Source organism: Rhizorhabdus sp., assembly GCF_018006725.1.
Taxonomy (GTDB): Bacteria; Pseudomonadota; Alphaproteobacteria; order Sphingomonadales; family Sphingomonadaceae; genus Rhizorhabdus.
Window position 1 is genome coordinate 26,161 of sequence record NZ_JAGMXV010000005.1, and the last position, 26,089, is coordinate 52,249.

The window sequence follows — 26,089 nt, forward strand, 5'->3', positions numbered from 1 at the left end:
CGTATCACCTCTGTTCTAACAATCCACATCCCGCACCAACCGCGCAATCTCCTTAAGATAGCGCACCGCCGCCAATGTATCGGCAGAATATCCCCCGTGCTTTCTCGCGTTCCGATTACCGATCGGCGCTCCCGGATTCGTCCCGCCGTGCATCCTGCAACGGCGTTTCCCCCTCACGACCAGGGACTGGCACTCCCCACCCGAGCGGGTCCGGGCTAGGCAGCGCGGCGCTTCTATCCGAGTCGCCTGAACCGATTGCATGGGATTGATCCGCATTTTTCGCCGTTTCCCTTCCCCCCGTGTGGAGATTTTCGGTGATGACGGCTTGGCCGCCGCGATTGTCGACATGGATATGGCGTACGACCTGTTCGCCCCCGCGCCGCATCCTCGCAAGCGTCTCCATTTGCCCCTGAGAGGTGCGCAGCAGCTTCGTGGCGAGGTTCCCGAAAGTCTGCACGTGCGGCACCCATTCCGCCGACCCAATCTGACTGAGTGCCCGGATTGCGGCATCATGGGTGACATACATCTGGACCAGCAACAGGGCTTCGGCTTGGTTTTGCGGGGCCATGCTTTCGATGAATGACAACGCGGCATTGTAGCGCGCTTCCGTATCCGCCCCGACCGATCCGAGATATTTGAGCAGTTCGTTTGCCCGCGCGTTGACGGGATCGATCGATACAGCGGCGAAAGCCTTTTGCAGCTTAAGCAAGCCCTGCGCTTCGCATTTCCCCAATCCAATCGACTTGCCACCCCCGGGCCTCTCGGAGAGCGTCACCTGCACCGGCTGTCGGATCTTCCGCTGCGCTATCGCGATCTCCGCCAGTTCGGCCCTCTGATCTTCGCTCAAATCAGCCCAGCCGGGGATGCTGGCCGAAAGAGAGCGTTTCGTTTCTTCCGTGTTGTCGGTGTCGGGAACGGCGATCGTGATGCTTTGGCTTTCGGGCGGCGCACTGTCGATTTTCGGGGTGCGGGGGCGCTTACGCTTGGTCATCGGTCTGAACCTTCATGTTGGAGATTGGCCCGGGCCTTCGCCCCGATGTTCTGAGAGGTGGCACAACGCTTACCGATGATGCGCCCTCCAGGTTCGAGCCTGTTAAGGTTTGCTAAGGTTGCCGCTGCTTGTGTCGCGCCTTTCAGTACGTAGGAGAGCGCCGCTTGCAGGTTGCACGAGTGCAGGTCGGGATTGCCCTTCTCCAGCCCCAGCCGCCCGCCTATGGGCTTGCTGTGGATCACGCTGCGCCGATAGGGCTGGCCGGTGATGCGGCGCAGCCAGTCGCGCTGCCGCCGGGCCATTCGATCGACGAGCGCCGCCGGGACGTGGGCAAGAATATGGCAGTGGCCGCCCTTGCCGTGGCCTCCCTCATGAACCCATAGCCATGCCGTGCGAGCGCCCCGCCGGGCCAGACACTTCGCCATCAGGTCAATGAACCTGCCCGTTGCCTTCGCCATGGCCTCCAGAGGCACTCCAGCCGCCTGCCAATGGATCGTAATCATGCGGTTGAGGGGGAGGCCGATCGCACCCGCATGATGCGCGGCGGCGGTCAGATTGCTAACCTGTGAGGCGGTTAGGCAGTGGCTTTCGCGATCGGCGCGGTTGCGAGCGCCACCCCTGCCGGGCTTGCAAGCGAAATACGGTACGCCACCTATAATAAGATAGCTAACAGCATGGGGCGTGCCAGATTGCGCGCGTGCCGGATTTTCGGGCTTTTCGTCGCAACCCGGCAAGTTTGAAACTTCACCGAAAATCGCATTCCGGTGAAGTTTCAAAGCGCCGCCATGTCGGGGCAGCTCGGAGCCTTTCGACATGGCGGCGACCATCATGATTCAGCGTGTTCGGCTGGGGTCGCAACCCAGACGATCGCGTCTTTGCCGGTAATGTTGCGACGGCGCTGGCCGCTGTCGCGAATGATGCCCTTGCGCCGCAATTCGGACGTGCGCGGCTGGATCGACCAACGGTCCATCTTGAGCCGGGCCGCCACTTCATCGGCGGTGAGGCCGGTGTCCCCGGCATCGCGGATTGCGGCCTCAGCCATGCGCTGGAGCCGCCCCAGCTTGGGAGCGAGCGCGTCGGCGGCGGCCATGCTGGTATCGATACCGCGATGGCCGGGCGCATCAGGATAGCTCGTCATGACGCGCCTCCATCTGCCAGAGGCGGCTGGCCGTGCTGATCGAGCAGCTTGACCAACCAATTGCGCTGCCGATCGGTCAGGGCCGGAGCGACGCAAACATGGCCCAGGAACCCGGCCGTCTTGTGCGAGAGGCCGGGAAAGCCGTTGAGCAGCGCGAGCGCGGCCGGGCGGTGATGCGGGAAGGGCCTAGCCATGCGCGCCGCTCCCGAAGCAAAGCTGCGCGATGTCGCGCGCCATCCACGGGGAAAGGCAAAAACGGGACGCGAGCAATTGCGCCTGCCAGTCCGAAGCGTTAGAGGGGGAGTGCAACCAGCCGCCAAGTTGATTGCGCGAGACCCCGCCGACGCAAACGGCGGGGTTTTGCATAATTGCGATCATGGATCACACCTCTCCGGTGACCAGCGCGCGAAGCGCATCGGCGGGAATGATGCGGCGACCGCCGACGCGAACGGTTCGGAGCGTCCCATCTGCAATTCTTGCGTATAGAGTAGTCCGACCTAGGCTGGACGCCTGACAGGCTTCCCGAATGCTATAACCGATCTTCGGGGGATCGTTCTGAATGGACTGCATAATGGCGTATCCCGGCGGTCCGAGCGGGATTGCGTCGGACTCGCGGGGCCACAAATGATGCTCAGATTTGGCCGTTGGCAAAGCTTTTAGGGTTCAGCCAGTCATGACGGGCGGCCGGGAATGAGGGTTGAACCCCCTCCAACAATCACGCTTTTCCGGCAGTTTTTGGGTTCCGCCCGTTTTTCTTCGCGGCGGACGCCCGAAGCCCGTTTTCGATGCTCTTCCGGTCTGGAAAGCCCGTGAGCATGGCTAGGCTATCGACTTGACTGCCCGTGCACGGCAGGTCCGGAAAGGCTGCAGCCCAAGCCGCCTCTATCGCGACTTTTCGATGCTCTTTGGTTGATGCTCCCTCAGCCGATTGCCAGCCTTTTTGGAGCGCAATCTGGATGGCGAACCGGAGGTAGGGTGACAGCCGCGCTAGGTCCGTGGTCGCTATGACTAACGGGGCATGGGCAAACGTCGAGACGGCGCTCATCAGCCCCTCGCGATCGACAAAGATATAGACGAACCATTGTCGCTGATTGGCTGCCGATGTCAGAAACCAGCGATCAAAGCCACCCTTGGCGGCAAATTGGGTAAGAGCGTCATCTACGTTCCATTCGTGCGGTGCCATGTCGCCAAGCACCCCGCCAGCCTTCAGACGATAGAACGATTGAAGTTTGCCATCCCGGCAGAGTTGGGCGATCCAATCGATGGCGAACCGCAATCGGGTGACGCAATCCAAATTGTCGTCGAAGTCGGCTAAATCTCGCGCGGCCTTTTCTTGGCCGCGACGTATCATGCTTTCGCGCTCAGCTTCTGTAAATTCTCTGCGAGTCTCCGGGCGCACCCCCGCTTGTCGCTGCGCAAGGCTGATCGGCGGTGGCGCCCGAGTTATAAGGCGATCTATGGAGCTAGGGTCAAAGTCCTTGGGCCGATCATACCAATGGTGAGCGTTCAGCTCTTGGCCTGTCCACTCGTCGCCATATCTAGCCTTGCCGACGATCCGAATGGCTTCGATCAAGCAGCAGCGCCCGGAATCGGCAGCCCGCGTTCCCAGCGCGGTTGACCATTCGATGATACGCTGGCCCGGCCGTAATGGATTTTCCGTACTGCTCATACCGCCTCCCAAGCGGCTCCCATGATGTGATGGGGAAGCGCGTGGGATGCGCGCTTTTCGGCTGGCCTGCCTATCCCCGCCCCGATATTAGAACATCATAGGAACACGATCCAGCCGCTCAATAGTAGTTTTCCGGTTCGCGTTCATCGATCGGGCCGCTTGCTTCCATCGGGCGGAATGCCCGGTGAAGCTCTATCCGGCCTCGGCTTGCCTGATCGGGGTAACGTTGCCGCCAGCCGCCGCCCTACTCGCGCAGTAGGTCGCCCAATCGGCCATCAACCTCCGCCGCTTGTCGAACAGATCGCCGCGCCGATAAGCGGCCTCCGCCTTGTTGCCGATTGTATGGGCCAGCGCCATTTCGCAAACTTCATGCGCATAGCCGGTGCATTCGGCTGACCAATCGCGGAAGGCGGAGCGGAAGCCGTGAACGGTCGCATCAGCCTTCATGCGGCGCAAAAGCATCGTCATTGCCATACTCGACAGCTGGCCGCTCTGTTCGCCGGGAAACAGCCAATCTTTGCCAAGATGACGGGTTGCCTCCAATATCTCGACAGCACGAGGTGACAGCGGAACGCGATGTTCCTTGCCCGCCTTCATACGATCCGCTGGGATCGTCCAAACCGCTTTTTCAAGGTCAACCTCGCCCCATTTCGCGCCGATGACTTCGCCAGTACGGGCAGCGGTAAGGATGGCAAACTCAAGCGCCAGCGCCGCAACAGCCTCGCGCTCCCGGAGCTTCGTCATGAATGCTGGGAGTTCGTCATACGCCATCGCCTTGTGATGGCCACGGGTAAGCCGGGCGCGGGCCGGGAGTATCTGGGCAATATGGCCGCGCCAGCGGGCAGGGTTCTCGCCTTGGCGATAGCCGCGCGCTTTTGCAGCATCCAAGATCGTTTCGATGCGCCCGCGCACCCGGCTGGCTGTCTCAGGCTTGGCCCTCCAAATAGGTTCTAGGATTGTCATCACATGTTCTGTGCCCACCTCTGCCACCGGAACATCGCCGATGACGGGATAGACATAGGTAGCGAGAGTGTTGCTCCATTGCTGCCGATGCTTTGCGTTTCGCCAGCTATGCTCATTCGCCTCGATATGGGCCTTCGCAACGTCCTTGAACGTCTTTCCGGCTATCTGCGCCGCCTGTTGCGCCGCAATGGCCTCAGCGGCCTTTATCTGGCGTTCTGCGAGCGGATCGATGCCGTCCTTCACCTTGAGGCGCAGCGCCGACGCCCTGAGGCGAGCATCGGCCAAGGTGATGGCATCGGGGCCAGCCGCCGGACCAAGCCCAAGGTCGCGCGACTTGCCCTTGAGCATGAAGCGAAAGACCCAGGAACGCGCGCCAGTGTCTTTGACTAGCAAGTGCAGGCCACCGCCATCGGCATGGCGACCAGCCGGTGCATGTTTCACCGTCATGGGGGTGAGCGCATTGACCAGTTTCTTTGGCACTTGGAATCCCTTGCCGGGAATCGAACCTGCCAGAGCCTTGCCATTGTGGCGGAGTGGCAGTCGTTCCCTAAACCGTTCCCCGATAGTACGTCGGTTTTATGGGAACGCAAGCGAACGCTATGGGACGATTATGGGTGCTACGCGAGGAATGAAGCCTGTTTTATAGGGGTTGATTGAATGGCGCTGGACGATGGCGAATGGCAGTATGGCGGACTCCCGCTCCGCCACATGCCCACAGTACGGACCAAAGACATGGGCGGCCGGTTGTATCGGTCACATGGGTGACAACCGCGTGCCGAACGGGGAGCGATGGTTTGCGGTTTCCTCCGTTGGAAACGAGACCGTCGGCAGATGTCTATAGTGGCAGATCGGATGTCAGCTTCACGGTCTTGAGCGTGAAGCTCGAATTGATTGAAATGATGAGCCAGGTCGGATGTGTGACGTGGTTCAGCTTGTCAGTCGCGGCTGGACGCCACCTGCTCATCGAACAGCGTCAGATAGTCGGCGGCGACCTGAGCGGCCCGATGACGGTCCACCAGCCAGCGTGAACTGGACACTGGCGCGTTGCGCTGCAAGCGCTCTTCGATCGCGCGCGCGATGGCTGCGGGATCGGCCGGGACGATCGTGCCGTCGTCGTCACAGCGGATGATCTCGCGCATGGCCGGCGAACAGGGCGTCGTGACGACGGGCACGCCCGTTACCAGCGCTTCGACCGCCACGGCCGGATAGCCTTCATAGCGTGAGGAAATCAAAAACAGACTCGCTGCCCGCAATGCTGGGAGCAGGTCGGGGACATGGCCGCCGAAAAGGACGCGATCCTTTATTCCCAACCGGCAGGCCAGCCGATCCAGCGCGCCGCGCAGCGGGCCAGAGCCATAAATCAGCAGCTCGATATCGAGCGCCCGATCAACCTGCGCGATGGCCCGTAAGGCAAGCGCAAAATTCTTCTGATCGACCAGGCGACCCGCGCACAGGATACGCGACCGTCCCGGCGGCAGCGGCCGCTGCGCCACCGGTCGCTCGTCGTCGATATTCGGTTCAGCGATCGTCGTGAGGTCGGCCTGATCGAGTATCGCCTGCGCCTCCATGGCGAGCGATGGCGCCATCGCGACGAAGCGATCGATCCGCCTGGCCTGACGACGCAGGAGCGCCCCGTACAGCCATTGAGACAAGGCGCTGCGGTTCGGCCGTCTGAGCGGATTGCTCAGCTTGCAGACGACCGGCGGGCATTGATCTCCCAGACTCGCGGAAAGAGCCGCCGCGACCGCGATGTGAAAATTGCCCGGAATGAACAGCAGATCCGGAGCGCTCGCGCCGATGGTCGGTGCGAGGCGTCGCCCCAGACGCATCCTGGACAGGAACCCGCGTGGCACGGCAGGGCACGCACAGGCGATTTCGACCGATGCGGACAAAAGTGCACGCGCCGGGCCTTCCGGATTGCCGACGAACAGGGTCACGCACCGCCCGGCGGCTGCCCAGCGGTTCGCCAGGCGTATGGCGATGCGTTCGCTTCCGCCGGTCGAGAAGTCATGCATCACGATGCCGATATGACGGGCGACTGGTCGCGGACTTGGCGCAGCTGTTTCCCCGATCCCCCAATAGCGGCCGGCCGCTGCCGGATCATATTTCATAGGCTGTCCCGTCCGGATGCATGTCCGGATGACGGCGCGGCGGGGGCTGGGCCGCAGTTTGCAGCAGTATCGGGAATATTTCTGGGATGGCATATCAGCGACTGCGGCGCTGATCGGCCGGCGGCGTCGATGGACTATGCGTCCGTCATCGCCCGCCCCAGCGCCGCTGCGCATCGCCTATGTCATCAACTCGATGGAAGGCGGAGGCGCTTCGGCCCCCATCGCCGCGATTACCGAGGTTCTCCGGAAATGCGGCGCAGAGGTGCGGGTGTTTGCGCTCTGCCGCCGGGACGGACGGGGTATTCCTGCCCTGCAGGTGGCGGATATTCCCGTCGACGTTCGCGATGGCGCCGAAAGCGATCATCTCTCGGCGTTCCGATGGCTGCTGGCACGGCTCCGTGACTATCGCCCGACCCTGTTGTGGACTTCGCTGACCCGGGCCACGCTGCTCGGACAGCTGGCGGGTCAGTGGCTGCATCTGCCGGTCGTCAGCTGGCAGCACGCCGCCTATCTGAAACCTGCCAATCGCCGCTTGCTGCGTGCTTCGCACGCATTTTCCACCTTGTGGGTGGCGGATTCCGATGTGGTCGCGGATTTCACCGTCGAGCGGCTCGGCGTATCGCCGCAGAGGTTGGTGAGCTGGCCGATCTTCCGGGCCGATCCCGCCGCGCGCCGCGCCGCGCCGGGGACGCAGGGCCGCCGCCTCAGGATCGGGAGTCTTGGGCGTCTTCATAGGGTCAAAGGCTATGACACGCTGCTCCTCGCTGCGGCCTCGCTGCGCGCGCTGGCGATCGATTTCGAACTGGAGATTGCAGGCGAAGGGCGTGAACGATCGGCGCTGGAAAAACAGGCAGCCGATCTCGGCCTCGACAACGTCGTCTTTTCGGGGTTCGCCACCGATGCGCAGACCTTTCTCGCAAGCCTCGATCTCTATGTTCAGCCATCGCGTTCCGAGGGCTTCTGCATCGCAGCGCATGAGGCGATGCAGGCGGGACTACCCGTTATCGCCTCGGCCGTGGGCGAACTGGCGCGTTCAATCTCACCGGGCGTGACGGGCGAACTGGTCCCGCCCGATCAGCCCGATCTGCTGGCGATCAAGTTGGGGCTGCTACTGAACGACACGGCGCGGCTGGCGCGCATGGGCGAAGAAGCGCGTCGGCAGACGGTGACACGGTTCGGGCCATCGGCATTCGAAGCTGCGGGTCGCGCCGCGCTCGACTGTCTGTTCAGCCTCGCAGCCTTGCCGGCAGTCGAGCCAGTTCGCGCCGAGCCTCTATCGCCAGACCCCGAACGGACAGCTTTGTCCGCTTGACGTCGATCAGGGTGACGGGGCCCGCCGCAGAAAGAGTGTGCATGCCTTCCGCATAGGGCATGACGCTGTGGGGTGGTGCGATCGGCCCATCCAGGCGCGCCGAGAAATGCTCGGTAGAGAGGGTACCGATGTCGAGCATAGCGATACCTCCGCCATAGGTTGTCAGGCAATTCTGGACGGGCAGCAGCAGCTTGTCATCGATCAGGACCGGCGTCCCACCCGGCCGTGCGCTTACCGGATCCTGCCGCATCGGGTTCCGGTGGTGCGGGCGCCATTCGCCGGTCAGCGAGTCCGAATAGGCCACATGGAGTTCGGCGACCTTGCTCTCGCGATCGCTGGCCGATGTGTAGAACAGCCACCAGCGCCCCTGATGGTGGAACGGGGTGGCGTCGACCGCGACGCAGTCGAGCGGGATCACCGCTGCCGGTTCCCAGCGGAAGGGGAAGTCGACCGCGCGATACAGTGTCAGCCGACCCGAGCGGTGTGCTTCGGGCAGCATCCAGGTCTCCCCGTTCGCCTCGAACACGAAGGGGTAGGAGAGGTGCCAGGGCTCCGTCAGTATCTCGCGCCGGTCCATCAACTGGAAGTGCCGGTCGTAGATCAGCAGTTCGATCGTTCCGCGCCGGTCCCGATAATCGAAGCGTTCTACGAACAGATGGAGCAGCCCGTTGCGCCACAGGCCGAACGGGTCCGCCAGAAAGGCATAGGGCCGCTGTTCGGGCAGCCAATGTAGCCGCGCATCCCCGACTCCGCCGACAGCGACGATGTCTTGCAGCGATCGTTCGACGATCGCCGGCCGCCAGATGTCCTTGCGCAGCGGCACGATCAGACGGCGATGGGCAGTTCGGCCTCGCACGTCCGCATAGGAGCCCCCAAGCGTCCGAGCACTGCGCGCGCCGCCCTGATGGCGGATGGCTCGCCGGTCAGATCGACGCTGTCCGCGAACAGGCGCTGCTGGATGGTGGCATAGCGGCTATGCGCGATCGTCGCCCATTCCAGTGCGGAACCGAGATCGGCAGGATCTGCGATAACCGGGCCGGCGGCCCAATGTGCATAATTGGGGTCGTCGCGCCAGGCGACCCCGTGGCTGTTGAGAAACACGCAGGGGCGAGATCGATACAGGAACTCATAAATCTGGCTGCTGACATCGCCGAGGTAGATGTCCGCGCCGAGCGTGTAGCTCATGTCGGTCGAGGCTGAACTGCCCAGATCGATATGGATATTGGGGGCGTCGTAGAAGCGCTGCTCGATCAGACCGGGGCGGTCGATGCGCAGCTTGTCGATCGTCACCACGAAAGGCCGGTGGAACAGCATGACGTGCGGCGCGAAGATCAGGTTGAAACGATCGTCGTGCAGGAAATGCTCGAGCACCGCCCGCCCGTGTCGATACCAGGACGACAAATGGGGGGAGGGGTGCGGATTGTAGAGGACGGTCGGCTTGTCGTCGTCCTGCATCGGCAGGCGCGGCCGCCGATCCTTGATGAGGTCGAACTTGGCATAGCCGACCATGCTGATCCGGTCGGGCGACACGCCGGCTTCCTCGGTCAGGCGACGACGGATCTTGGGGCCGGACACCAGCACATGATCGAAGCCCGCGCTGGCCTTGTTGAAGCCGATCGCACGGTCGCCCGCGCCATGGCGCGTGTGGATGACCGGTAAGTTCAGTCCATAACGGGTCTTGAGGATCAATGAGGTCTTTTCCGTCACGACCAACGCGTCGAGCGAGCGAAACAGCTCCAGATTGTCGCGGTACATGCCGATCTTGCGCACCGGCAGAGCCCATTCGAGCGCGCACGATAACAGGCGTGTCGAGGTTCGCCGCAACGACAGTTCGATGACCTCCAGTCCGCTGGCGTCGGGCCCGCCGAGGCGGAACACTTCGGCGGTCAGTGCCGGGTTGGTCGTGGCGATCACGACCTGCACCGATGGAGACAGATGCCGCATGGCGAGCGCGATGGGCAGGGCGTGGGCGACCTGATGAACCTGGTCGTGGTTGAAGAGAAAGCCGATCCTCATGCTCGCCACGACGCCGCTGTCGTGCACCTGCCGCAGCCCGTGGCCGAATTATTTTCGGGAGAACTGTGGGCGCGCCATCTCCGGGCCGTCTCGCCGCCAGATGGTAGGACGACCTCGATGAAAATGAACAGGAGCAGGCTGTCGATTGCGGTTCTGGCCTTGGCCGCTGCGGGGCTGTCGTGGAAGCCGACGCAAGGGGGAGCGCCTGTGCGGCCCGCGATCACCGCTTCAACCCTGTCGACCCGCGATGGGGTGCTTACCGTGATGACCTATAATGTCGAAGGCCTGCCCTGGCCGATCAGGCTGGGCCGCGATGCGGCGTTCAGCCGGATTGGTGACCGGCTCGCGGTGCTCCGTCGGCGGGGAGATCAGCCACACATCGTTATGCTGCAGGAAGCCTTTACCGAGGAGGCGAAAGCGATCGGTCGACAGGCGGGATATCGCTTCGTCGTGGACGGCCCGGGCCCCGATTTGCACGGCACAGCCGCACCGACGCCCGCAGATACCGCCTTTCTGCAACAGGCCAGCTTCTTGGCCGGGGAGCGCAGCGGTAAGCTGCTGGGCAGCGGTCTGCAGATTCTCTCCGACTATCCGGTCCGCTCGATCCGGCGCATGGCCTTTCCCGACTTCGCCTGCGCCGGCTTCGACTGTCTCGCCAACAAGGGGGCGGTGCTGGCGATGATCGACATTCCCGGCAGTGTCGTGCCGGTGGCGGTGGTCGACGTGCATCTGAACTCGCGGCGGGCTTCCCATGTCGACGACGCTCGGTCGCTCTACGCCTTCCGACGCCAGATGGATGCGCTGGAGGCCTTTCTCGCCGCCAATCTGCGCCCCGACACGCCGCTCCTTCTGGCGGGTGACTTCAACGTCGGCCCACGGCCGTCGCGCACGGCCTATTTTCTTGCGCGATTGCACGATCTCGGCAGTCATGTCCGCAGCGGCGTGCACGACGCGCTGCGGAGCTGTGCCATCGCTCCCGCCTCGTGCGGCGGACCTCTGCCGGCGGACGCAGCCTATTCACTGAAACGTGCGAGGGATTGGGAGATCGTGATGCCCGGCTCGCGCATGGCGATGGATGTGGCGGGAATCAGCGTACCCTTCGGTCACGATGCGGCAGGCGGCATGTTGTCCGATCATGTCGGTTACATCGCCCGCTATCGGATACGCCCTGCGGTCGCCGGTCGAGACCTGCGGGGCCATGGCGGATCCGCACGGGCCGCCTGAGCTTCAGCGATTGCCGGCTTCCAGCTTGCGCAGAAAATGCGCGACCGACACGCCGCGCATGAGACGTATGTGGTAGCGCATATTGTGCTGCGTGTTGGCCAGGTCGGCGTCGCTTTCGGGGAAAGCCGATGCGTCGGCCAGAAGTCCATCCATGTCCATCAGGGCGACGGCCGTGGGGCTGTGCCTGGCCCGTTCAAGTTCACTCCGCAGTGCCGGCAAGGCCTGTCGCATCCGCGTCGGCCAATCGGCGGATTGCAGGCCCTTGGTACGCGCCTCGACCGTTTCGGCGGGCAACCGGTCGCCGAACGCCTGGTTGAACAGCCAGGCCGTCTGGCCGTCGCGCAAAAACACGTCGGTCGGCACGCCCGACAGGAACTCGACGAGGCGGATATCGGATGTCGGATCGCGGGAGTCGAGGCCAGTGGCCGCGAGCATGCCCTTCATATGCTGGCCGAGATGGTCGACCCGCCACAGCACCATCCGCCGCATCGCATGCACATCGCCCCAGGCCCGAAAATGCGTGTCGAAACCTATCGTCTCGACATGCGACCGGAATGTCTCCGACCGGGCCAGATCCTCGCGCAGCGCCGTATATTCGCTGACCACATAGTCCTGTCGGCCGAATAGCCGACGGAGCAGCAGGACGATCGGGATCGGCAGATGAGGCACCAGGCTGACCGACAACAGGCCGCGCAGACTGTCGTGCCGGTTGCGATGCAGCGCTGCGACCTCGCGCGACCAGCGCAGCAGCCGCCCGCGTGCGACGAGTTCGGCCAGGCGCTGCGTGCCCAGCGTGCTGACCGTCATATTGCCGAACTGCCCGTTGAGCAGCATCGTCGCGCCGCGCGCGGCCGCCTGCCTGGCGATTTCGCTGTCCCACAAGCTGTTGGTCGGGTTGAGGACCGGATATTCGCAATAGAAGAAATGGCGGTCGAACTCGTCCCCCACCGTCCGCTCGGCGCAGTCGACCAGAACATGATCAATGTTCGGGTACATCGCGGCGGCTCGCGCTGCGCCGGGGCCTTCATTGCCGAAGCGTCCCGTCACCGGCGGCAGGTTCGCACCCGGCAGCGGGACATGGGTATAGGCGGTCAGCCGCCTGCCACTCTTGGCAAGCTCGGCCGCCGCGCTGACCGAGACCAGTCCGCTGTCGCGCCCCGCGCTCAAATGGCTGGCGACGCCGCCCGTCGTGCGCAGCGAGTCGGCAATGGCCCGGTCGAACAGTTCGCGAAACGCATCGACATAGTCGTCGACGCGCGCGAAGCGGGGGGAGCGGTCCTGCGTCCGATCGTACCAGTCCACCTGGTCGGTGCGGCCATCGCCGTAGATGCGCAGCATCTGGCCCGGTTCTACCCTATCGATCCCCGCGAAGAAGCTGCGCGGGCCGACCTGCGGCAGCAGCGCGATATGGTCGCGCATGCGCTCCGCATCGGGCGCGCGGGGAATGTCGGGCAGGGCGTGCAGCCCCTTCGCCATGCTCGCGACATGGATGCGGCCGGGCGCGCGGTGGACGAACAATGGACGCTGGCCCAGGGGATCGCGCACCAGCCGCAAGATCCGTGCGCGCGCATCCCACATTATGAAGGCAAAGCTGCCCTTTAGCCGGTCGAGCGCCTCCTCGCCCCAGCGCTCCCACGCGGCGAGGATATAGTCGGCATCGCCTATCGTCGTGGTCCGATCCGCCGACAGCCCCAGCGCTTCGGCCAGCTCGGGTCGATTGTCGATCCGGGCATCGGCGACAAGGTACAACCCGCCATCCGCGCCCTTCAACGGTTGCCGGTCGAACCGGTCTTCGGGGAGCATATGGGCGAGCTCGATGCCCAGCGCGATCGGTCCCAGGTCAATCCGGTCGCTGCGATAGCCGCCATAGATTGCGAGCGCGCGCTGCATCGCGGCGCAGGCGTCGCCTGCACCGGGCGCGCCGTCCAGATGCCAGCTGCCGCAGACTCCCGTCACCCGTCATTCCCTTTCGCGCCGCCGCGGAGACCGGCATCCGTCTCTACTGCCAGCGGGACAGGAGGCAACCGGCGATGCGCGGTTGACGATGATACCGACATGGTGGCATTGGGGCGCCCTCGGCAGACCATGCCGAAGGCCCGGTGAGCGGGTGTAGCATAGTGGTAATGCTCCAGCCTTCCAAGCTGGCTAGGAGGGTTCGATTCCCTTCACCCGCTCCAGCCCTCCGTGCTCCTCGCCCCTTGATCAGTTGAACAAGGCGTTCCCGCGCAGCCTTGCGGTGGCGAGCGTCACGAAGGCGCGGACCTTGGCGGGGGCGTCGCGGCCTTGCGGGTAGAGGATGTGGATGGGAAGCGCCGGCTCCTCATGCTCGGCCATCACGATCCGCAGCTCGCCCAGGCGTAGGGCCGGACCGATCTGATAGTGCAGCACGCGCGTCAGCGCATGGCCCGACCGGGCGGCCGTGATCGCCGCTTCGTTGGTGTTGCATTGCAGGGTCGCATCTATCGTCACGCGCTGGTCGCCGGCGAAGCGCCATTCGGGCGATGCCCATGCGCTGGTCGATGCGGCGATCCGGTGCTGCCTCAGATCGGCAGGCGAGGTCGGAACGCCATGACGTTCGAAATAGTCCGGCGACCCGCAAACGACCCTGCGCACCTCGCCCACCTTAGTCGCGGTAAAGCCGGAATCGGCCAGATGGCCGATCCTGATGGCCACGTCGACGCCCTCGTCGACGATATTGACCGGGCGATCGACGAACAGGGTGCGCCCGGCCGCAGAGGGATGCTGCGCGAGATACTCGGTCATGATCGGCAGGACATACATATGTCCGAACATCACCGAGGCGGTGACCGCGAGGGTGCCGCTGGGCGTCGCATAGGACCCTGCAGCGGCGGCTTCGGCCTCGGCGATGTCGGCAAGGATGCGCCGGCAATCATCGAGGTAGCGCGCCCCGGCTTCGGTCATCCGCACCGACCGCGTGGTGCGGACGAACAGCTGGGCGCCGATCAGGTCCTCGAGCGCGGCGACCGCGCGGGTCACGGCCGGGGCGCTCATGTGCAGGACGCGCGCCGTTTCCGCGAAACTTCCCGTCTCCGCTACCTTGGCGAAGATGCGCATTGCCTGCCATCGATCCATGCCAGCGTCCCCTTCGCTGGCGATCCTAGTCGACGCGAAGAGTGCCGTCGATCAGGCCGCCGGCCGGAGTGCCCGCCGGGCGGTCACAGGCCCAGATCGCTCAGGCCGGGATGATCGCCCGGCCGTCGGCCCAGCGGCCAGCGGAATTTGCGCTCCTCCTCGCGGATAGGCATTTCGTTGATGCTCGCATGGCGGCGCGCCATCAGCCCGTCCTCGGCGAATTCCCAATTCTCGTTGCCATAGGCGCGGAACCACTGGCCGCTGTCGTTGCGATATTCATAGGCATAGCGGACCGCGATGCGGTTGCCCGTGAAGGCCCACAGCTCCTTGATCAGGCGATAGTCGAGCTCGGTGTTCCACTTCCGGGGCAGGAAGGCCTGCGCCTGGTCGCGGTTCTCGGCGAAATCGACGCGGTTCCGCCAGCGCGTGTCCGGCGTATAGGCGAGCGCGACCTTCGCGGCGTCGCGGCTGTTCCAGCCATCTTCGGCAAGGCGCACCTTTTCGATCGCGCTCTCACGGGTGAACGGGGGAAGGGGAGGTCTGCTCATCGGCATTTCCTTCGTCTGTGGTCGTAATCGCTTGTCTGGGGGGGCCTCGTCACGGGGCCGCTTGCCGCCAGTCGCCGGTCTTCAGCGTATGGGGCGACCAGCCGCCGTCTTCGCGAAAGGACCAGCGCAGCGCCAGGGCACCACGGCGCAACACGATCCGGCGGGGGCGAAAGGTCCATAGCCGCTCGGCGCCCTGGAAGGCTTCGATCTCGGGCGAGTCGAACAGGATCTCGGCGTCCCCGATCATCTGCAGCACGTCGCCGCTGGCATGGTCGACGAACAGCAGGCCCGCCTTGCCGTTGAGCAGGATGTTGCCCAGCGTGTTGAAGAACAGATTGCCGTCGAAATCGGGGATGGTCAGCACATCGCCGGCACCCGCGCGCACGAACCCCGCCTTGCCGCCGCGATGCGATATGTCGACCTGCCGGCGCCCGTCGCGATCGGCATAGGAGGCGACGAAGAAGCTGTCCGCCGTTTCGATCATGGCGCGGGTCGCATCGTCCAGCGCTGTCAGACTTTCGACCGGTGCATCATGAGGCTGCGTCACATCGCGCGCGAAACGGGCATCGCGCAGCTGGATATAGCGGGGGCAGTTGCCGAAGCTCTGTTCGACCGCGACGCGCAGGACGCCGTCCGCGCCAGTCAGGGTGCCGTTCATCCGGTTGCGACGGCGGCTGTGCATCTCGATGCCCAGCAGGCCCAGCGAACGGCCGGCACCGATCCCCGATGCGGCGGGGTCACCCGCTTGCGGCCGGGCTGCGATGTCGAGCGTCGTCGGCGACGGTGACGCGATGAAGCCGGGCGGTCCTTCGAGGATCGTCGCCCAAACGTCGTCGGACTCGTCGACGCTTCCCACCAGGATGAACGGCAGCTGGGCATAGAAGGCGCGGTGCTGGTCGGGCATATGGTCCCGGATCACGCGGGTGCCCACCTCGGCCATGCGCTCGGCCACGCCGAGCCTTGCCTGGATGCGCCGCTCGCCATCGTGCCACACCGGATGTGTGCCGGGCTGTTCTGACATCGCCGGATCCTTTCGTGCCGCTATCGCGCAAGGCGCGCGCGCCTTGTCCGGTTCAGGCGGCGAGACCAATCGGCGTCCGTGCGAAGGGTACGAAGCCGGGCAAGGCTTCGACCCGACCGAGGAAATCGATCACGGCGGGATAAGCCGACAGGTCGACATTGCCCTCCGGCGCCCGTGCGACATAGCTGTAGAGCGCGACGTCGGCGATCGTCGGGGATGCCCCGGCCAGCCAGGCGCTCTCCGCAAGCCGGGCGTCCAGCAGCCCCAGCAGGCGGTGCGAGCGGGCGATCACCTCTTCTGCGTCGAACCCTGCGCCGAAGACGGTGATCAGGCGGGCGGCGGCTGGTCCATAAGCGAGTTCTCCCGCCGCGACCGACAGCCAGCGCTGGACCGCCGCCTCGCTCTGGGCATCGTCGGGCAGCCAGTCGGTGCGGCCGGACTTGCGGGCCAGATAGACCAGGATGGCGTTGGAATCGGTGATCACGACGTCGCCGTCGACCAGCACCGGCACCTGGCCGAAGGGATTGAGTTTCAGGAATTCGGGCTGCTTGTGCGCGCCGGCCGCGAGGTCGACTTCGACAAGTTCATGCGCGACGCCCAGAAGCGATGCAAACAGGACGGCCCGATGGGCGTGGCCGGAAAGCGGATGGTGATAGATCTTCATGGATGCGGCCTCTGGCTCGGGGGACCGGAGACGTTCCGACCCATGCGCCAAGATTGCGCCCATCCTTTCCCGGCCAGAAGCGGCCTTCTCGTAAGCTCAGCATTGCCGCCAGCGGAATAATCCGGTCCGGCCATAGCTGGTGAGCGGCGCGGCCATGCTATCGCATGGCGTCCATCACCCTCCGGCCACAGCGTAACGGACCTCCTGCAGGTCGAGCTCGCGCACCAGCTTGCGTGCGGTTTCGCTGCCCAGTTCGCGCTTGCGGACGCGGCGGAAGATCTCGCGGCGTTCGGCCTTGAGGGCGGCGAGGCGCAGTTCGCGCTCGATTGTCTCCAAGCTGCGGGCCAGTGCCTGTTCCTCCGCCGCGCCGCGATGGGTTTCCATGCGTGCGCGGTAGCCGTCCATGATCCGCGAGGCGGCTGCGACATAGATGTCGGCGTCGGGGCGACCGGCGGCCATGTCATGTTCGAGCTGCTCGACCGCCGCGATGGCCGCCTGCGCGGCAGCGACGCGGGCGCGGTTCTCTTCGGCCAGGTGCGATGGCTCCTCGGGTAGCTTCAGGTCGCGCAGCAGCCAGGGCAGGGTGGCGCTGGCGGTCAGCAGCGACACGATGATCACCCCCATCGCCAGGAAAATGGCGAGGTCGCGCGCCGGAAAGGGCGAGCCATCCGGCATGGTCAGTGGCAGAGTGAGCACGCCCGCGAGGGTGATCGCCCCGCGCACGCCGGCAAAGGACGTCGCGGCGACGGCGCGCCAATTGGGTGCGCGCTTCCATTCCCCGGCGCGGAAGAAGGTCCAGCGCAGCGAGACCCACACCCACAGGAAGCGCAGCGCCGCCAGCCCGACGTTCAGTGCGAGCACATAGACGGCAAGCCACCAGATTTCGCGGTGTCCGGTCGTCCGGACGATATCGGCCGCGCCCTCCAATATGCCGGGCAACTGCTCGCCGAGCAGCACGAAGATGATGCCGTTGGCGACGAACTGGATCACGTCCCAGATCGAGTTGCGGCGGATACGGGTGGCGGCCGCGACTTCGCCCCGGCTCTCGACGAAGCCCATGGTAAGGCCGGCTGCGACCGCCGCGAGAATGCCGGAGCAATGGATATGCTCGGCGAGCAGATAGGAACCGAAGGGGATCAGCAGGCTGATGACGATCTGCGCGCCGCCCTCCTCGCCATAGCGGCGGCTGATGAACGCCTTGGCGCGGGCGACGCCCCAAGTTACGCTGATGCCGACAGCGATTCCGCCGAGTGCGACCCACAGGAAGCTGAGCGCGGCCTGCTGGATCGAGAAGGCGCCCGTCAATGCGGCGGCGACGGCGAAGCGCAGGCAGACGAGTCCCGAGGCGTCGTTGAGCAGCGATTCGCCCTCCAATATGTGCATCATCCGCTTCGGGATGGGCACCCGCTGGGCGATGGCGGAAACCGCGATCGGATCGGTGGGCGAGATCACCGCCGCCAGTGCGAAGGCGACCGCGAGCGGCATGGTGGGGATCATCCAGTGAATGAACATCCCCATGCCGAGGACGGTGAACAGGACCAGCCCGAGCGCCAGTTCGAGGACGGTCTGGCTGTCGCGGAACAATTCCTCGCGCGGAATGCGCCAGCCGTCGAGGAACAGCAGTGGCGGGAGGAACAGCAGAAAGAAGATTTCGGGATCGAGCTCGACCCGCCAGTCCGCGACGAGACCGATCGCGGCGCCGAGGGCGATCTGGAACAGCGGGCGCGGCAGGGGCAGCGGGACGGCGCGCGACAGGATGCCGCTGACCACCACCGCGAGGAGCAGCAGGAGAATGATCGTGATGGAGTCCAAAAGCTCGGTTCCTGTGCGCGCCGGAAGAGCGCCCCTCTGTTGCGGCGCGGCGGACAGGCGTCAAGCGAAGAGGGAGCGGCGGTAACGAACCAGCGCAGGCCGAAGGCAGCGTCCGCTTTGACCGGAAGACTGCCTTCGCCGGGAAAATGGGCGCCCCCCTCAGCGGCCGGGGCGCCCGAGGATCAGAAGAAGCCGAGCTTCTTGGGGCTGTAGCTCACCAGCAGATTCTTGGTCTGCTGATAATGGTCGAGCATCATCTTGTGCGTCTCGCGACCGACGCCCGATTGCTTGTAGCCGCCGAAGGCCGCGTGCGCCGGATAGGCGTGGTAGCAATTGGTCCAGACGCGCCCCGCCTGGATCGCACGGCCGAAGCGATAGCAGGTGTCGGCCTCGCGGCTCCATATGCCGGCACCGAGGCCATAAGGCGTGTCATTGGCGATCGACAGCGCCTCTTCCTCGTCGCGGAAGGTGGTAACCGACAGGACCGGACCGAAAATCTCCTCCTGAAAGATGCGCATCTTGTTGTCGCCGCGAAAGACGGTCGGCTGAACATAGAAGCCATCGGCGAGATCGCCGTCGAGCTTGGCGGCCTCGCCACCGATCAGCAGCTCCGCGCCCTCCTGTCGGCCGATGTCGATATAGGACATGATCTTGTCGCGTTGTTCCGACGAGGCCTGCGCCCCGATCATGGTGGCTTCGTTCAGCGGATTGCCCTGCACGATCGCAGCCACGCGCTTCAGCGCGCGTTCCATGAAGCGGTCGTAGATCTTCTCATGGACCAGGGCCCGGCTGGGGCAGGTGCACACCTCGCCCTGGTTGAGCGCGAACATGGTGAAGCCTTCGATCGCCTTGTCGAGGAAGTCGTCATCCTCGCGCGCGACGTCCTCGAAGAAGATGTTGGGGGATTTTCCGCCCAGCTCGAGCGTCACCGGGATCAGGTTCTGGCTGGCATATTGCATGATCAGACGGCCGGTGGAGGTCTCGCCGGTGAAGGCGATCTTCGCGATGCGGCCCGACGTCGCCAGCGACTTGCCGGCTTCGAGGCCGAAACCGTTGACGATATTCAGCACGCCCGGCGGCAACAGGTCGCCGATCAGGTCGATCCACAGCATGATCGACGCGGGCGTCTGCTCGGCCGGCTTCAGCACGACGCAGTTGCCGGCGGCGAGGGCCGGCGCGAGCTTCCACGCGGCCATGAGTAACGGGAAGTTCCACGGGATGATCTGGCCGATGATGCCGAGGGGTTCGTGGAAATGATAGGCAATGGTGTCGTGGTCGATCTCGCCGATCGAGCCTTCCTGTCCGCGAACGACGCCCGCGAAATAGCGGAAATGGTCGATCGCCAGCGGGATGTCGGCGGCCATCGTCTCGCGGATCGGCTTGCCGTTGTCCCAGGTCTCGGCGATGGCCAGCTGTTCGAGATGCTGCTCCATCCGATCGGCGATGCGGTTCAGGATTCGGGCGCGTTCGGCTACGGGGGTGCGGGCCCAGCTACCCTTGGCGGCATCCGCCGCATCGAGCGCGGCCTCGATATCCTCGGCTTGCGAGCGCGCGGCCTCGCCCACCACCCGGCCGGTGACCGGCGTGACGTTGTCGAAATAGCGGCCCGCCTTGGGGGCGACCCACCGTCCGCCGATGAAATTGTCATAGCGTTTTGCAAAGGGCGATTGCAGCGCCCCAACCGGGCGATCCAGAACCGATGTGGTCATGGTTGATCCTCTTCTGTTGCTGTCCGGCGCCATTTGTCTGGCGTCTCATCGCATCCTATCGATGGCCGGCAGCGCTGCGGAAGAGAGGCGGTCCGGCGCATGCAGCAATGTGTCTCGTTAATGAGACAAGCGGTGGCGCCTATCGGTCGCCGGCCGCTTCACCCCGACAGGCCGGCGCGCGCCATACGGCGATAGAGGGTGGCGCGCCCGATCCCGAGCAGCCGCGCCGCCCGGCTGGCATTGCCTCCCGCCTGCGCCAGCGCCTGCCGCAACACCGCCCGCTCGGCGTCGTCGAACGACGGCAGGGCATCGTCCCCGAGCAACTGGCCCAGCGCCGGAGGCAGGGCCAGCGCGGCGTCGGTCAGGCCCAGGTGCAGCCGCGCCGCGCGGCTGGCGCCGACCACCAGATCGTCGCGGTCGACCGCCAGCAAGGCGCTGCCGGTCGCAGCGTCGTCGGACAGCAACAGGATGCGGCGGTCGGCATAATGGCGGCAGAAATAGTCCCGCTCGATCTTGCGGGCGGCATCGCGGACCAACGCTGCGATCATCTCTGCCATGGCGGGGCCATGGTCGTCGCGGCAACTCGAGACGTCGAGCGCGGCCACCAGCCTGCCATGGGGGTCGTAGACGGGCGCGTCCATGCAGCTGATGCCGACATAACGGCTGGCAAAATGCTGTTCGCGATGGATGACGACCGGCTTGCCTTCGAAAAGGCAGGTGCCAATGCCATTGGTGCCCTGCTCTGCCTCGCTCCACACCGCGCCTTCGACCAGTCCGGCGGCGGTGAAGCCGGCAACATCGCCATCGCCCGAGCGCCGCTCCAGGATGACGCCGTTCGCGTCGCTGAGAATGACCGCACAGCCCGATCGGCCAACCGAACGGAACATGTGGTCGAGCACCGGGGCGGCAACCGCCAGCATGGTCTCATGCTCCGCCCTCGCTGCCGAAAGCGCCGCTCCGTCCAGCCGTTCGCGCGTACGCACCTCGTCGGGATCCAGCCCGTGGGCGATGGCCGAACGGCACCAGGACGCCGTGATCGCGGAGGTCGCGGCACTGCTCGGCGAGCGGATCGCTTCGAGAACCGCATCGCCATGGTGGGGACTGGGCTGGCCCATGGCGGACATGGCTCGCAGGAAACAGGGGATCGAGTCAATCGCCAAGCTTCCTGATGCTCGCGGCCGTCGGCAGGTTGGCTTGGTGCAGCGGCCGAAGCGGGATCGATATAGCGTCGTCGGAATGGGATAGGGCAGATGCGCGCTCCGCCAGCTAGATCGGATGCGCAAAGCGAGAGGCGGCGATCGGATGGCGACCCATCATGACTTCATCATCATCGGCGCCGGATCGGCGGGGTGCGTGCTGGCCAACCGGCTTTCGGCCGATGGTGCCAGCGTGTTGCTGGTCGAGGCGGGGCCACCCGATCGCAGCGCGCTGATCCACATTCCCGGGCTCTTCTCCACCCTCTACCGCCAGGGGCGTTTCGCCTGGGAATATCGCACGGTGCCACAGCGCCATGTCGACGGGCGCGTGATGCGCGACGTGCGGGGAAAAGTGCTGGGCGGGTCGAGCTCGACCAATGGCATGCTCTACTGCCGTGGGGCGGCGGCGGACTATGACGGCTGGGCGGCGATGGGCAATGACGGCTGGTCCTATGCGGACGTCCTGCCCTATTTCCGCCGTGCCGAGGACCATGCCGATGGTGCCGACGCCTTTCACGGGGTGGGTGGTCCGCTCAAGGTGCAGCGAAGCCGGATGAACCACCCGCTGGCGCGCGCCTTCGTCGAAGCCGCGGTCGAGGCCGGTCATCCTTATAGCGCCGACATCAACGGTGCCGAGCGGCAGGGCTTCGGCCCGGCCGACTCTACTATTGCCGGCGGCAGGCGGTGGAGCGCGGCGCAGGCCTATCTTCGCCCTGCGGTGGCGCGGCCGAATCTCGAGGTTCTCACCGGCGCACAGGTCACGCGCATCTTGCTGGAAGGCACGCGCGCGGTTGGGGTCGAACTGGCGTTCAAGGGTGATAGAGTCCGCCGCATGGGGGGAGATGTCATCCTCGCGGCCGGCGCGCTCCAGTCCCCGCATCTGCTGATGCTGTCAGGGATCGGACCGGCCGATCATCTGCGCCAGACCGGGGTGACGCCGCATGTCGACCTGCCGGGCGTCGGATCGAATCTGCACGACCATGCCAGCGTCACGGTACACGCGAGCTGCAGCTATCGCGGTACGCTGGCGAAGCTGCTCAATCCCGTGCATGCAGCCGGGGCCTTCCTGCGTTACGTGCTGCACAAGGATGGGGTGATGGGCGAATGCTCGATTGAGGCGTCGGGTATGATGCGCAGTCCGGGCGCGGCGGTTCCCGACATCAAATGTCAGTTCGTGCCGATCCCGCTCGATCCGGTCAGCGGCCTGCCGATCCGCAGCCATGGCATGATCAACCGCATGGAACTGACCGTGCCCGAAAGCCGGGGTACGCTGCGCCTCGCGTCGTCCGACCCTTTCGCCGCGCCGCTGGTCGATCCCAATTATCTGGCCGAGCCCGCCGACCGTGCGAAGCTGCGTTTCGCCATCCGCGAGGCGGTCGAGATCTTTCGCCAGCCGGCCTTCACACCGTTCGGCATCGAGCCGCAATTGCCGGTGGCCGACATGGACGACGACGAGGCGCTCGACGCCTATGTGCGGGCGACGCTGACCAATGATCACCACGCCGCCGGAACCTGCGCGATGGGCAATGGGCCCGAGGCAGTGGTCGATGTGCGGCTGCGCGTTCATGGCGTGGAGGGCCTGCGCGTCGTCGATGCGTCGATCATGCCGAAGCTGGTTTCGGGCAACACCAATGCTCCCGTCATCATGATTGCCGAGAAAGCGTCGGACATGATCATGGATCGCGAGACAGTTGCCGCCACATAGGTCTTGACTCTAACTCTACATATGTAGAGTTAATCGTTCATGACCCGAAATCGCGCTCTTTCCCCTGCCGCCCGCCAGTTGCTTGCTGTCCTGATGGAGGGCGGATCGGGCTGGCTCCATGGCTATGATCTCTCCCGTCGGGCGGGGATCAAGTCGGGCACGCTCTATCCCTTGCTCATCCGCCTCGAAGGGCAGGGCTATCTGGAGGCTGAGTGGCAGCCTTCGACCGAGCCCGGCCGACCGCCGCGCCATGCCTATCGGCTGACCCAAGCTGGCCGCGCGCTGGCCATGGCCAACCCGCCGGTCATCGAGGCGGTGCGGGGCCGTGATCTGGGAAAGGCTTCGGCATGATCGATCGCCTGCTGCGCGCCATGGCGGAGATGATCGCCGCCTGTGCCGCCCTGATCTTGCCCGGCGCATCGCGCGACTGGGGCCGTGCCATGCGGGAGGAGGTTCGCGACATTCCCCGGAGCAGCGAGGCGCTGCTCTTCGCACTCGGTTGCCTGGTGGGGGCCTGCCGCGAGATCTTCGGGCCCGCCGATCTCGAAGAGGCAGCGCATGAGGGTGAACCATCGGGAGAGCCTGCCGGGAAGAATGCGCGTGCTCTATTGATCGTCTGTGCCACCGTCGCGGTGCTGCTGGGGCTCGGCCATATGCGTGCGGGCGGCGCGCCGACGACGATGATGCTGATGAACCTCATCGCGCTCGCGCTGGGGCTGTTGCTGCTGTCGACGACGTCGATGCTCCGGTCTTTCCTGCCCGCGCCCGATCCGCGCAGCCTGTCGCTGCTGCTGTCGCTGCTGTTGCTCGCCACGGCTCTGGCGGGGGTGACGGTGGATGGTGCAACGCGCTGGATCCGGCTGAGCGGCCTGTCGATCCAGCCGAGCCTGATCCTGCTGCCGCTGATCCTGCTGTGGTTCGTGCGGCGCGCTTCGCCCGCTTCGCTTCTTGCCGTCCTGCTGTCCGCCGTCGCGCTCGCGCTGCAGCCGGATCGGGCGATGGCGGGTGCACTGGCTGCCGGCCTGCTGGCCCTTGCGCTGGCGCGGTCCGACCGGGTGACGCTTTTCGCGCTGACCGCTGCCGTCGCCGGGTTCGTGGCCACGCTCGCCCGGCCGGACATCCAGCCTGCCATGCCCTTCGTCGACCAGATCCTGTGGACCGCGTTCGAGCTTCACCCGCTTGCCGGCATCGCGGTGGCCGGCGGCGCGGTGCTGCTGGTCGTGCCGGGGCTGATGCTCATGGCGGGCGGCACGGGCGATCGGCCGGTGGGCGCGGTGTTCGCCGCGACCTGGTTCGCGATCGTTCTGGCTGCGGCGCTGGGTAACTATCCGACCCCCTTGGTCGGCTATGGCGGGAGTGCGATCCTCGGCTACCTCGCCTGTCTCTGGGGCCTGCCGCGCGCTTCGGCCACCGATCGACGGTCCATGGACGGCGTCGCGCGCGCAGCGCCCGAGGAGAGCCGTCGAAACCTGCGGGCCGGCATGATTGCTACGCAAACAATAGTCTGATCGATCAAATCGGCTGGAAGGCGGCATCCAATCCTGTCATCGTCTGCGCAAACAGATGGTGAGAGGATGATATGGAAGAGTCGACCGTTGCCCCCGGCCTGACCCCGGCCAAGGGATTGATCGTCTTGCTGGGCGTCGTCGTGGGCGTCGCTACCTATCTTGCGATCGGCGGCGCGCTGGGCATCACGCCGCTATACGCCGGCTTCGCTTTCTCGCTTTATTTCGGCGGTCTCAAGCATAGCGACCCGAAGGAGTTTCCCCCGTCACTTGTCGGGTCGCTCGGTGGAATCGGCATGGCGGCGGCGTTGCACATATTGCCCGAACAGTTCGGGACGCCGGGCATGGTCGTCGCGCTGATCGGCATATTGCTCGCCATCTACGCGCTGCTGATGGGCTGGGTGCCGATGCTGGTGAACTATGCCTTCATGCTGATGCTGACGATCGCCACCATTCCGGCGGTGAAGGCTGAGGCGGCTTTTCTCGGCATGGCCTGCTCGGTCCTGCTCGCGGCCGCGCTGCTCGGCGCGCTGTTGCTCGCCGGCAGCAGGGCAGCGCGCAAGGCGCAGGCGACCGCCAGCGCCTGATTTGATGCGCGTCAGTCGTCCCGCGACTGGCGCGCCCTTTCGCGTTCAAGCTTCTTGCGCTCCTTGCGGTCGCGCTCCTCCTGCTTGCGCATCTCGCGGCCGCGATTGCGATCGGCCTCGTCCTGGCTGGTCGTGGCCCAGTCGACCCCCTTGCCGACGACCTTGAATGGGGCCGTGACCACCGTCTTCGCCGTGCTGACGCAGGCCGGCAGTACCAACAGGCTGCCGATCATCACCATCTTTCGCATCGTCTTCCCCACTCTTTGTCCCCGATGCTAGCCCGCAACCGCCTGAACCGTCTATGAAGTCCTTGGCGGTCGATGTCCGGCCCCTGTCGGGAGACGCGCGTGACATTGGGGCGCAGATTGTTGGGAGCCCTGGTCCGGCTGCGCGTCCGCCTGCTGCCGCCGCTGACGATCGGGGTCCGGGCCGTGGTTGTCGACTCCGCCGGACGGATCGCACTCGTGCGCCACACCTATGACGAGCGCTGGTATCTTCCGGGAGGAGGCGTCGACGCCGGCGAGACGATCGCCGCCGCCATAGAGCGCGAGGTGCGCGAGGAACTCGGACTGGACGGGGTCGTGCCCGACCGGGTCATCGGCCTGTTCCTCAACCTGAAGGAGGGGCGCGACGATCATGTGGTTCTGTTCCTGATGCGCGCGAAAGCGACGTTGCCCGATCGCCTGAGCACGTCGGCCCCGTTCGAGATTGCGGAGGCGGCCTGGTTCGCCCCCGACGCATTGCCTGACGCGACGTCACCCGCGACGCGGCTGCGGATCGCCGATTATCTGGCCGGCAAGGACAGCTTCGGCCCCTGGTAGGCCG

Annotated in this window: 27 protein-coding genes and 1 tRNA gene; 8 read left to right on the plus strand and 20 right to left on the minus strand. The window is 65.3% G+C overall.

Features of this window, described 5'->3' with window-relative positions; translation table 11 throughout:
- Positions 1-15: 15 nt before the first annotated feature.
- From KAY22_RS27880 to KAY22_RS01770, 9 genes are all read right to left on the minus strand, one after another.
- Positions 16-177 (minus strand): hypothetical protein, encoded by a 162-nt coding sequence (locus KAY22_RS27880; RefSeq protein WP_366514055.1) that lies wholly within the window; start codon positions 175-177, stop codon positions 16-18.
- Positions 116-991: a hypothetical protein gene (locus KAY22_RS01740; protein ID WP_296619361.1), complete on the minus strand. Its 876-nt coding sequence runs from the start codon at positions 989-991 to the stop codon at positions 116-118. Before KAY22_RS01740 ends, KAY22_RS27880 begins: the two co-directional genes overlap by 62 nt.
- A complete protein-coding gene (locus tag KAY22_RS01745; protein WP_296619363.1) occupies positions 988-1,821 on the minus strand; it encodes a hypothetical protein in 834 nt (277 codons plus the stop codon). The genes KAY22_RS01740 and KAY22_RS01745 overlap by 4 nt, the downstream gene beginning before the upstream one ends.
- Complete coding sequence (locus KAY22_RS01750) at positions 1,818-2,129, minus strand: hypothetical protein (protein WP_296619365.1); 312 nt, start codon at positions 2,127-2,129, stop codon at positions 1,818-1,820. The genes KAY22_RS01745 and KAY22_RS01750 overlap by 4 nt, the downstream gene beginning before the upstream one ends.
- Positions 2,126-2,323: a hypothetical protein gene (locus tag KAY22_RS01755; RefSeq protein ID WP_296619368.1), complete on the minus strand. Its 198-nt coding sequence runs from the start codon at positions 2,321-2,323 to the stop codon at positions 2,126-2,128. Before KAY22_RS01755 ends, KAY22_RS01750 begins: the two co-directional genes overlap by 4 nt.
- 187 nt (positions 2,324-2,510) lie before the next feature.
- Entirely contained in the window at positions 2,511-2,699 is a 189-nt protein-coding gene (locus KAY22_RS27885) for an excisionase family DNA-binding protein (protein ID WP_366514056.1), read from the minus strand.
- A 145-nt stretch (positions 2,700-2,844) separates the two neighbouring features.
- A complete protein-coding gene (locus tag KAY22_RS01760) occupies positions 2,845-3,798 on the minus strand; it encodes a hypothetical protein (protein WP_296619371.1) in 954 nt (317 codons plus the stop codon).
- 192 nt (positions 3,799-3,990) lie between these two features.
- On the minus strand, positions 3,991-5,241 hold the full coding sequence (locus KAY22_RS01765) for a site-specific integrase (protein WP_296619374.1): 1,251 nt from the start codon (positions 5,239-5,241) through the stop codon (positions 3,991-3,993).
- Between the two features lie 455 nt (positions 5,242-5,696).
- The gene (locus KAY22_RS01770) at positions 5,697-6,872 is read right to left on the minus strand and encodes a glycosyltransferase (protein WP_296619377.1); all 1,176 of its coding nucleotides are present in this window, start codon (positions 6,870-6,872) and stop codon (positions 5,697-5,699) included.
- Between the two features lie 28 nt (positions 6,873-6,900).
- On the opposite strand from KAY22_RS01770, the gene KAY22_RS01775 reads away from it, so the two are divergent.
- Complete coding sequence (locus KAY22_RS01775) at positions 6,901-8,184, plus strand: glycosyltransferase (RefSeq protein WP_296619380.1); 1,284 nt, start codon at positions 6,901-6,903, stop codon at positions 8,182-8,184.
- Here the strand turns inward: KAY22_RS01775 and KAY22_RS01780 are convergent.
- Complete coding sequence (locus KAY22_RS01780) at positions 8,099-9,040, minus strand: formyl transferase (protein ID WP_296619381.1); 942 nt, start codon at positions 9,038-9,040, stop codon at positions 8,099-8,101. The two genes, KAY22_RS01775 and KAY22_RS01780, sit on opposite strands and share 86 nt — an antisense overlap.
- Entirely contained in the window at positions 9,010-10,200 is a 1,191-nt protein-coding gene (locus KAY22_RS01785) for a hypothetical protein (protein WP_296619443.1), read from the minus strand. Before KAY22_RS01785 ends, KAY22_RS01780 begins: the two co-directional genes overlap by 31 nt.
- Before the next feature lie 117 nt (positions 10,201-10,317).
- Between KAY22_RS01785 and KAY22_RS01790 the strand changes: the two genes are divergently transcribed.
- On the plus strand, positions 10,318-11,424 hold the full coding sequence (locus KAY22_RS01790; RefSeq protein WP_296619384.1) for an endonuclease/exonuclease/phosphatase family protein: 1,107 nt from the start codon (positions 10,318-10,320) through the stop codon (positions 11,422-11,424).
- Positions 11,425-11,427: 3 nt separating this feature from the next.
- Here KAY22_RS01790 and KAY22_RS01795 read toward each other — a convergent pair whose 3' ends face one another.
- Positions 11,428-13,380 carry an asparagine synthase-related protein gene (locus tag KAY22_RS01795; protein WP_296619386.1) on the minus strand — a complete coding sequence of 651 codons (1,953 nt, stop codon included), beginning with the start codon at positions 13,378-13,380 and terminating at the stop codon, positions 11,428-11,430.
- 147 nt (positions 13,381-13,527) lie between these two features.
- Between KAY22_RS01795 and KAY22_RS01800 the strand changes: the two genes are divergently transcribed.
- A tRNA-Gly gene (locus KAY22_RS01800) sits at positions 13,528-13,601 on the plus strand.
- Positions 13,602-13,626: 25 nt separating this feature from the next.
- Here the strand turns inward: KAY22_RS01800 and KAY22_RS01805 are convergent.
- From KAY22_RS01805 to KAY22_RS01835, 7 genes are all read right to left on the minus strand, one after another.
- Positions 13,627-14,517: a LysR family transcriptional regulator gene (locus tag KAY22_RS01805; RefSeq protein ID WP_296619389.1), complete on the minus strand. Its 891-nt coding sequence runs from the start codon at positions 14,515-14,517 to the stop codon at positions 13,627-13,629.
- 83 nt (positions 14,518-14,600) lie between these two features.
- Positions 14,601-15,071 carry a DUF1348 family protein gene (locus KAY22_RS01810; protein WP_296619392.1) on the minus strand — a complete coding sequence of 157 codons (471 nt, stop codon included), beginning with the start codon at positions 15,069-15,071 and terminating at the stop codon, positions 14,601-14,603.
- Between the two features lie 43 nt (positions 15,072-15,114).
- Complete coding sequence (locus KAY22_RS01815; RefSeq protein WP_296619394.1) at positions 15,115-16,086, minus strand: pyridoxamine 5'-phosphate oxidase family protein; 972 nt, start codon at positions 16,084-16,086, stop codon at positions 15,115-15,117.
- A gap of 52 nt (positions 16,087-16,138) precedes the next feature.
- Positions 16,139-16,750: a glutathione S-transferase family protein gene (locus tag KAY22_RS01820; protein ID WP_296619397.1), complete on the minus strand. Its 612-nt coding sequence runs from the start codon at positions 16,748-16,750 to the stop codon at positions 16,139-16,141.
- Between the two features lie 174 nt (positions 16,751-16,924).
- Positions 16,925-18,562: a Na+/H+ antiporter gene (locus KAY22_RS01825; RefSeq protein ID WP_296619400.1), complete on the minus strand. Its 1,638-nt coding sequence runs from the start codon at positions 18,560-18,562 to the stop codon at positions 16,925-16,927.
- A 182-nt stretch (positions 18,563-18,744) separates the two neighbouring features.
- On the minus strand, positions 18,745-20,271 hold the full coding sequence (adh, locus tag KAY22_RS01830; RefSeq protein WP_296619403.1) for an aldehyde dehydrogenase: 1,527 nt from the start codon (positions 20,269-20,271) through the stop codon (positions 18,745-18,747).
- A gap of 158 nt (positions 20,272-20,429) precedes the next feature.
- Entirely contained in the window at positions 20,430-21,386 is a 957-nt protein-coding gene (locus KAY22_RS01835; RefSeq protein ID WP_296619406.1) for a GAF domain-containing protein, read from the minus strand.
- Positions 21,387-21,573: 187 nt separating this feature from the next.
- On the opposite strand from KAY22_RS01835, the gene KAY22_RS01840 reads away from it, so the two are divergent.
- The 4 genes from KAY22_RS01840 (at position 21,574) to KAY22_RS01855 (ending at position 25,264) form a co-directional block, all read left to right on the plus strand.
- A complete protein-coding gene (locus tag KAY22_RS01840; RefSeq protein WP_296619410.1) occupies positions 21,574-23,172 on the plus strand; it encodes an FAD-dependent oxidoreductase in 1,599 nt (532 codons plus the stop codon).
- A 39-nt stretch (positions 23,173-23,211) separates the two neighbouring features.
- Positions 23,212-23,523 carry a PadR family transcriptional regulator gene (locus tag KAY22_RS01845; RefSeq protein WP_296619413.1) on the plus strand — a complete coding sequence of 104 codons (312 nt, stop codon included), beginning with the start codon at positions 23,212-23,214 and terminating at the stop codon, positions 23,521-23,523.
- A complete protein-coding gene (locus tag KAY22_RS01850) occupies positions 23,520-24,680 on the plus strand; it encodes a hypothetical protein (protein WP_296619416.1) in 1,161 nt (386 codons plus the stop codon). Before KAY22_RS01845 ends, KAY22_RS01850 begins: the two co-directional genes overlap by 4 nt.
- Positions 24,681-24,751: 71 nt before the next feature.
- Positions 24,752-25,264: a hypothetical protein gene (locus tag KAY22_RS01855; protein ID WP_296619417.1), complete on the plus strand. Its 513-nt coding sequence runs from the start codon at positions 24,752-24,754 to the stop codon at positions 25,262-25,264.
- A gap of 11 nt (positions 25,265-25,275) precedes the next feature.
- Here KAY22_RS01855 and KAY22_RS01860 read toward each other — a convergent pair whose 3' ends face one another.
- A complete protein-coding gene (locus KAY22_RS01860) occupies positions 25,276-25,512 on the minus strand; it encodes a hypothetical protein (RefSeq protein ID WP_296619419.1) in 237 nt (78 codons plus the stop codon).
- A gap of 117 nt (positions 25,513-25,629) precedes the next feature.
- Here KAY22_RS01860 and KAY22_RS01865 point away from each other — a divergent pair, with 117 nt between their 5' ends.
- A complete protein-coding gene (locus KAY22_RS01865) occupies positions 25,630-26,085 on the plus strand; it encodes an NUDIX domain-containing protein (protein WP_296619422.1) in 456 nt (151 codons plus the stop codon).
- The last annotated feature ends 4 nt before the right edge of the window (positions 26,086-26,089 follow it).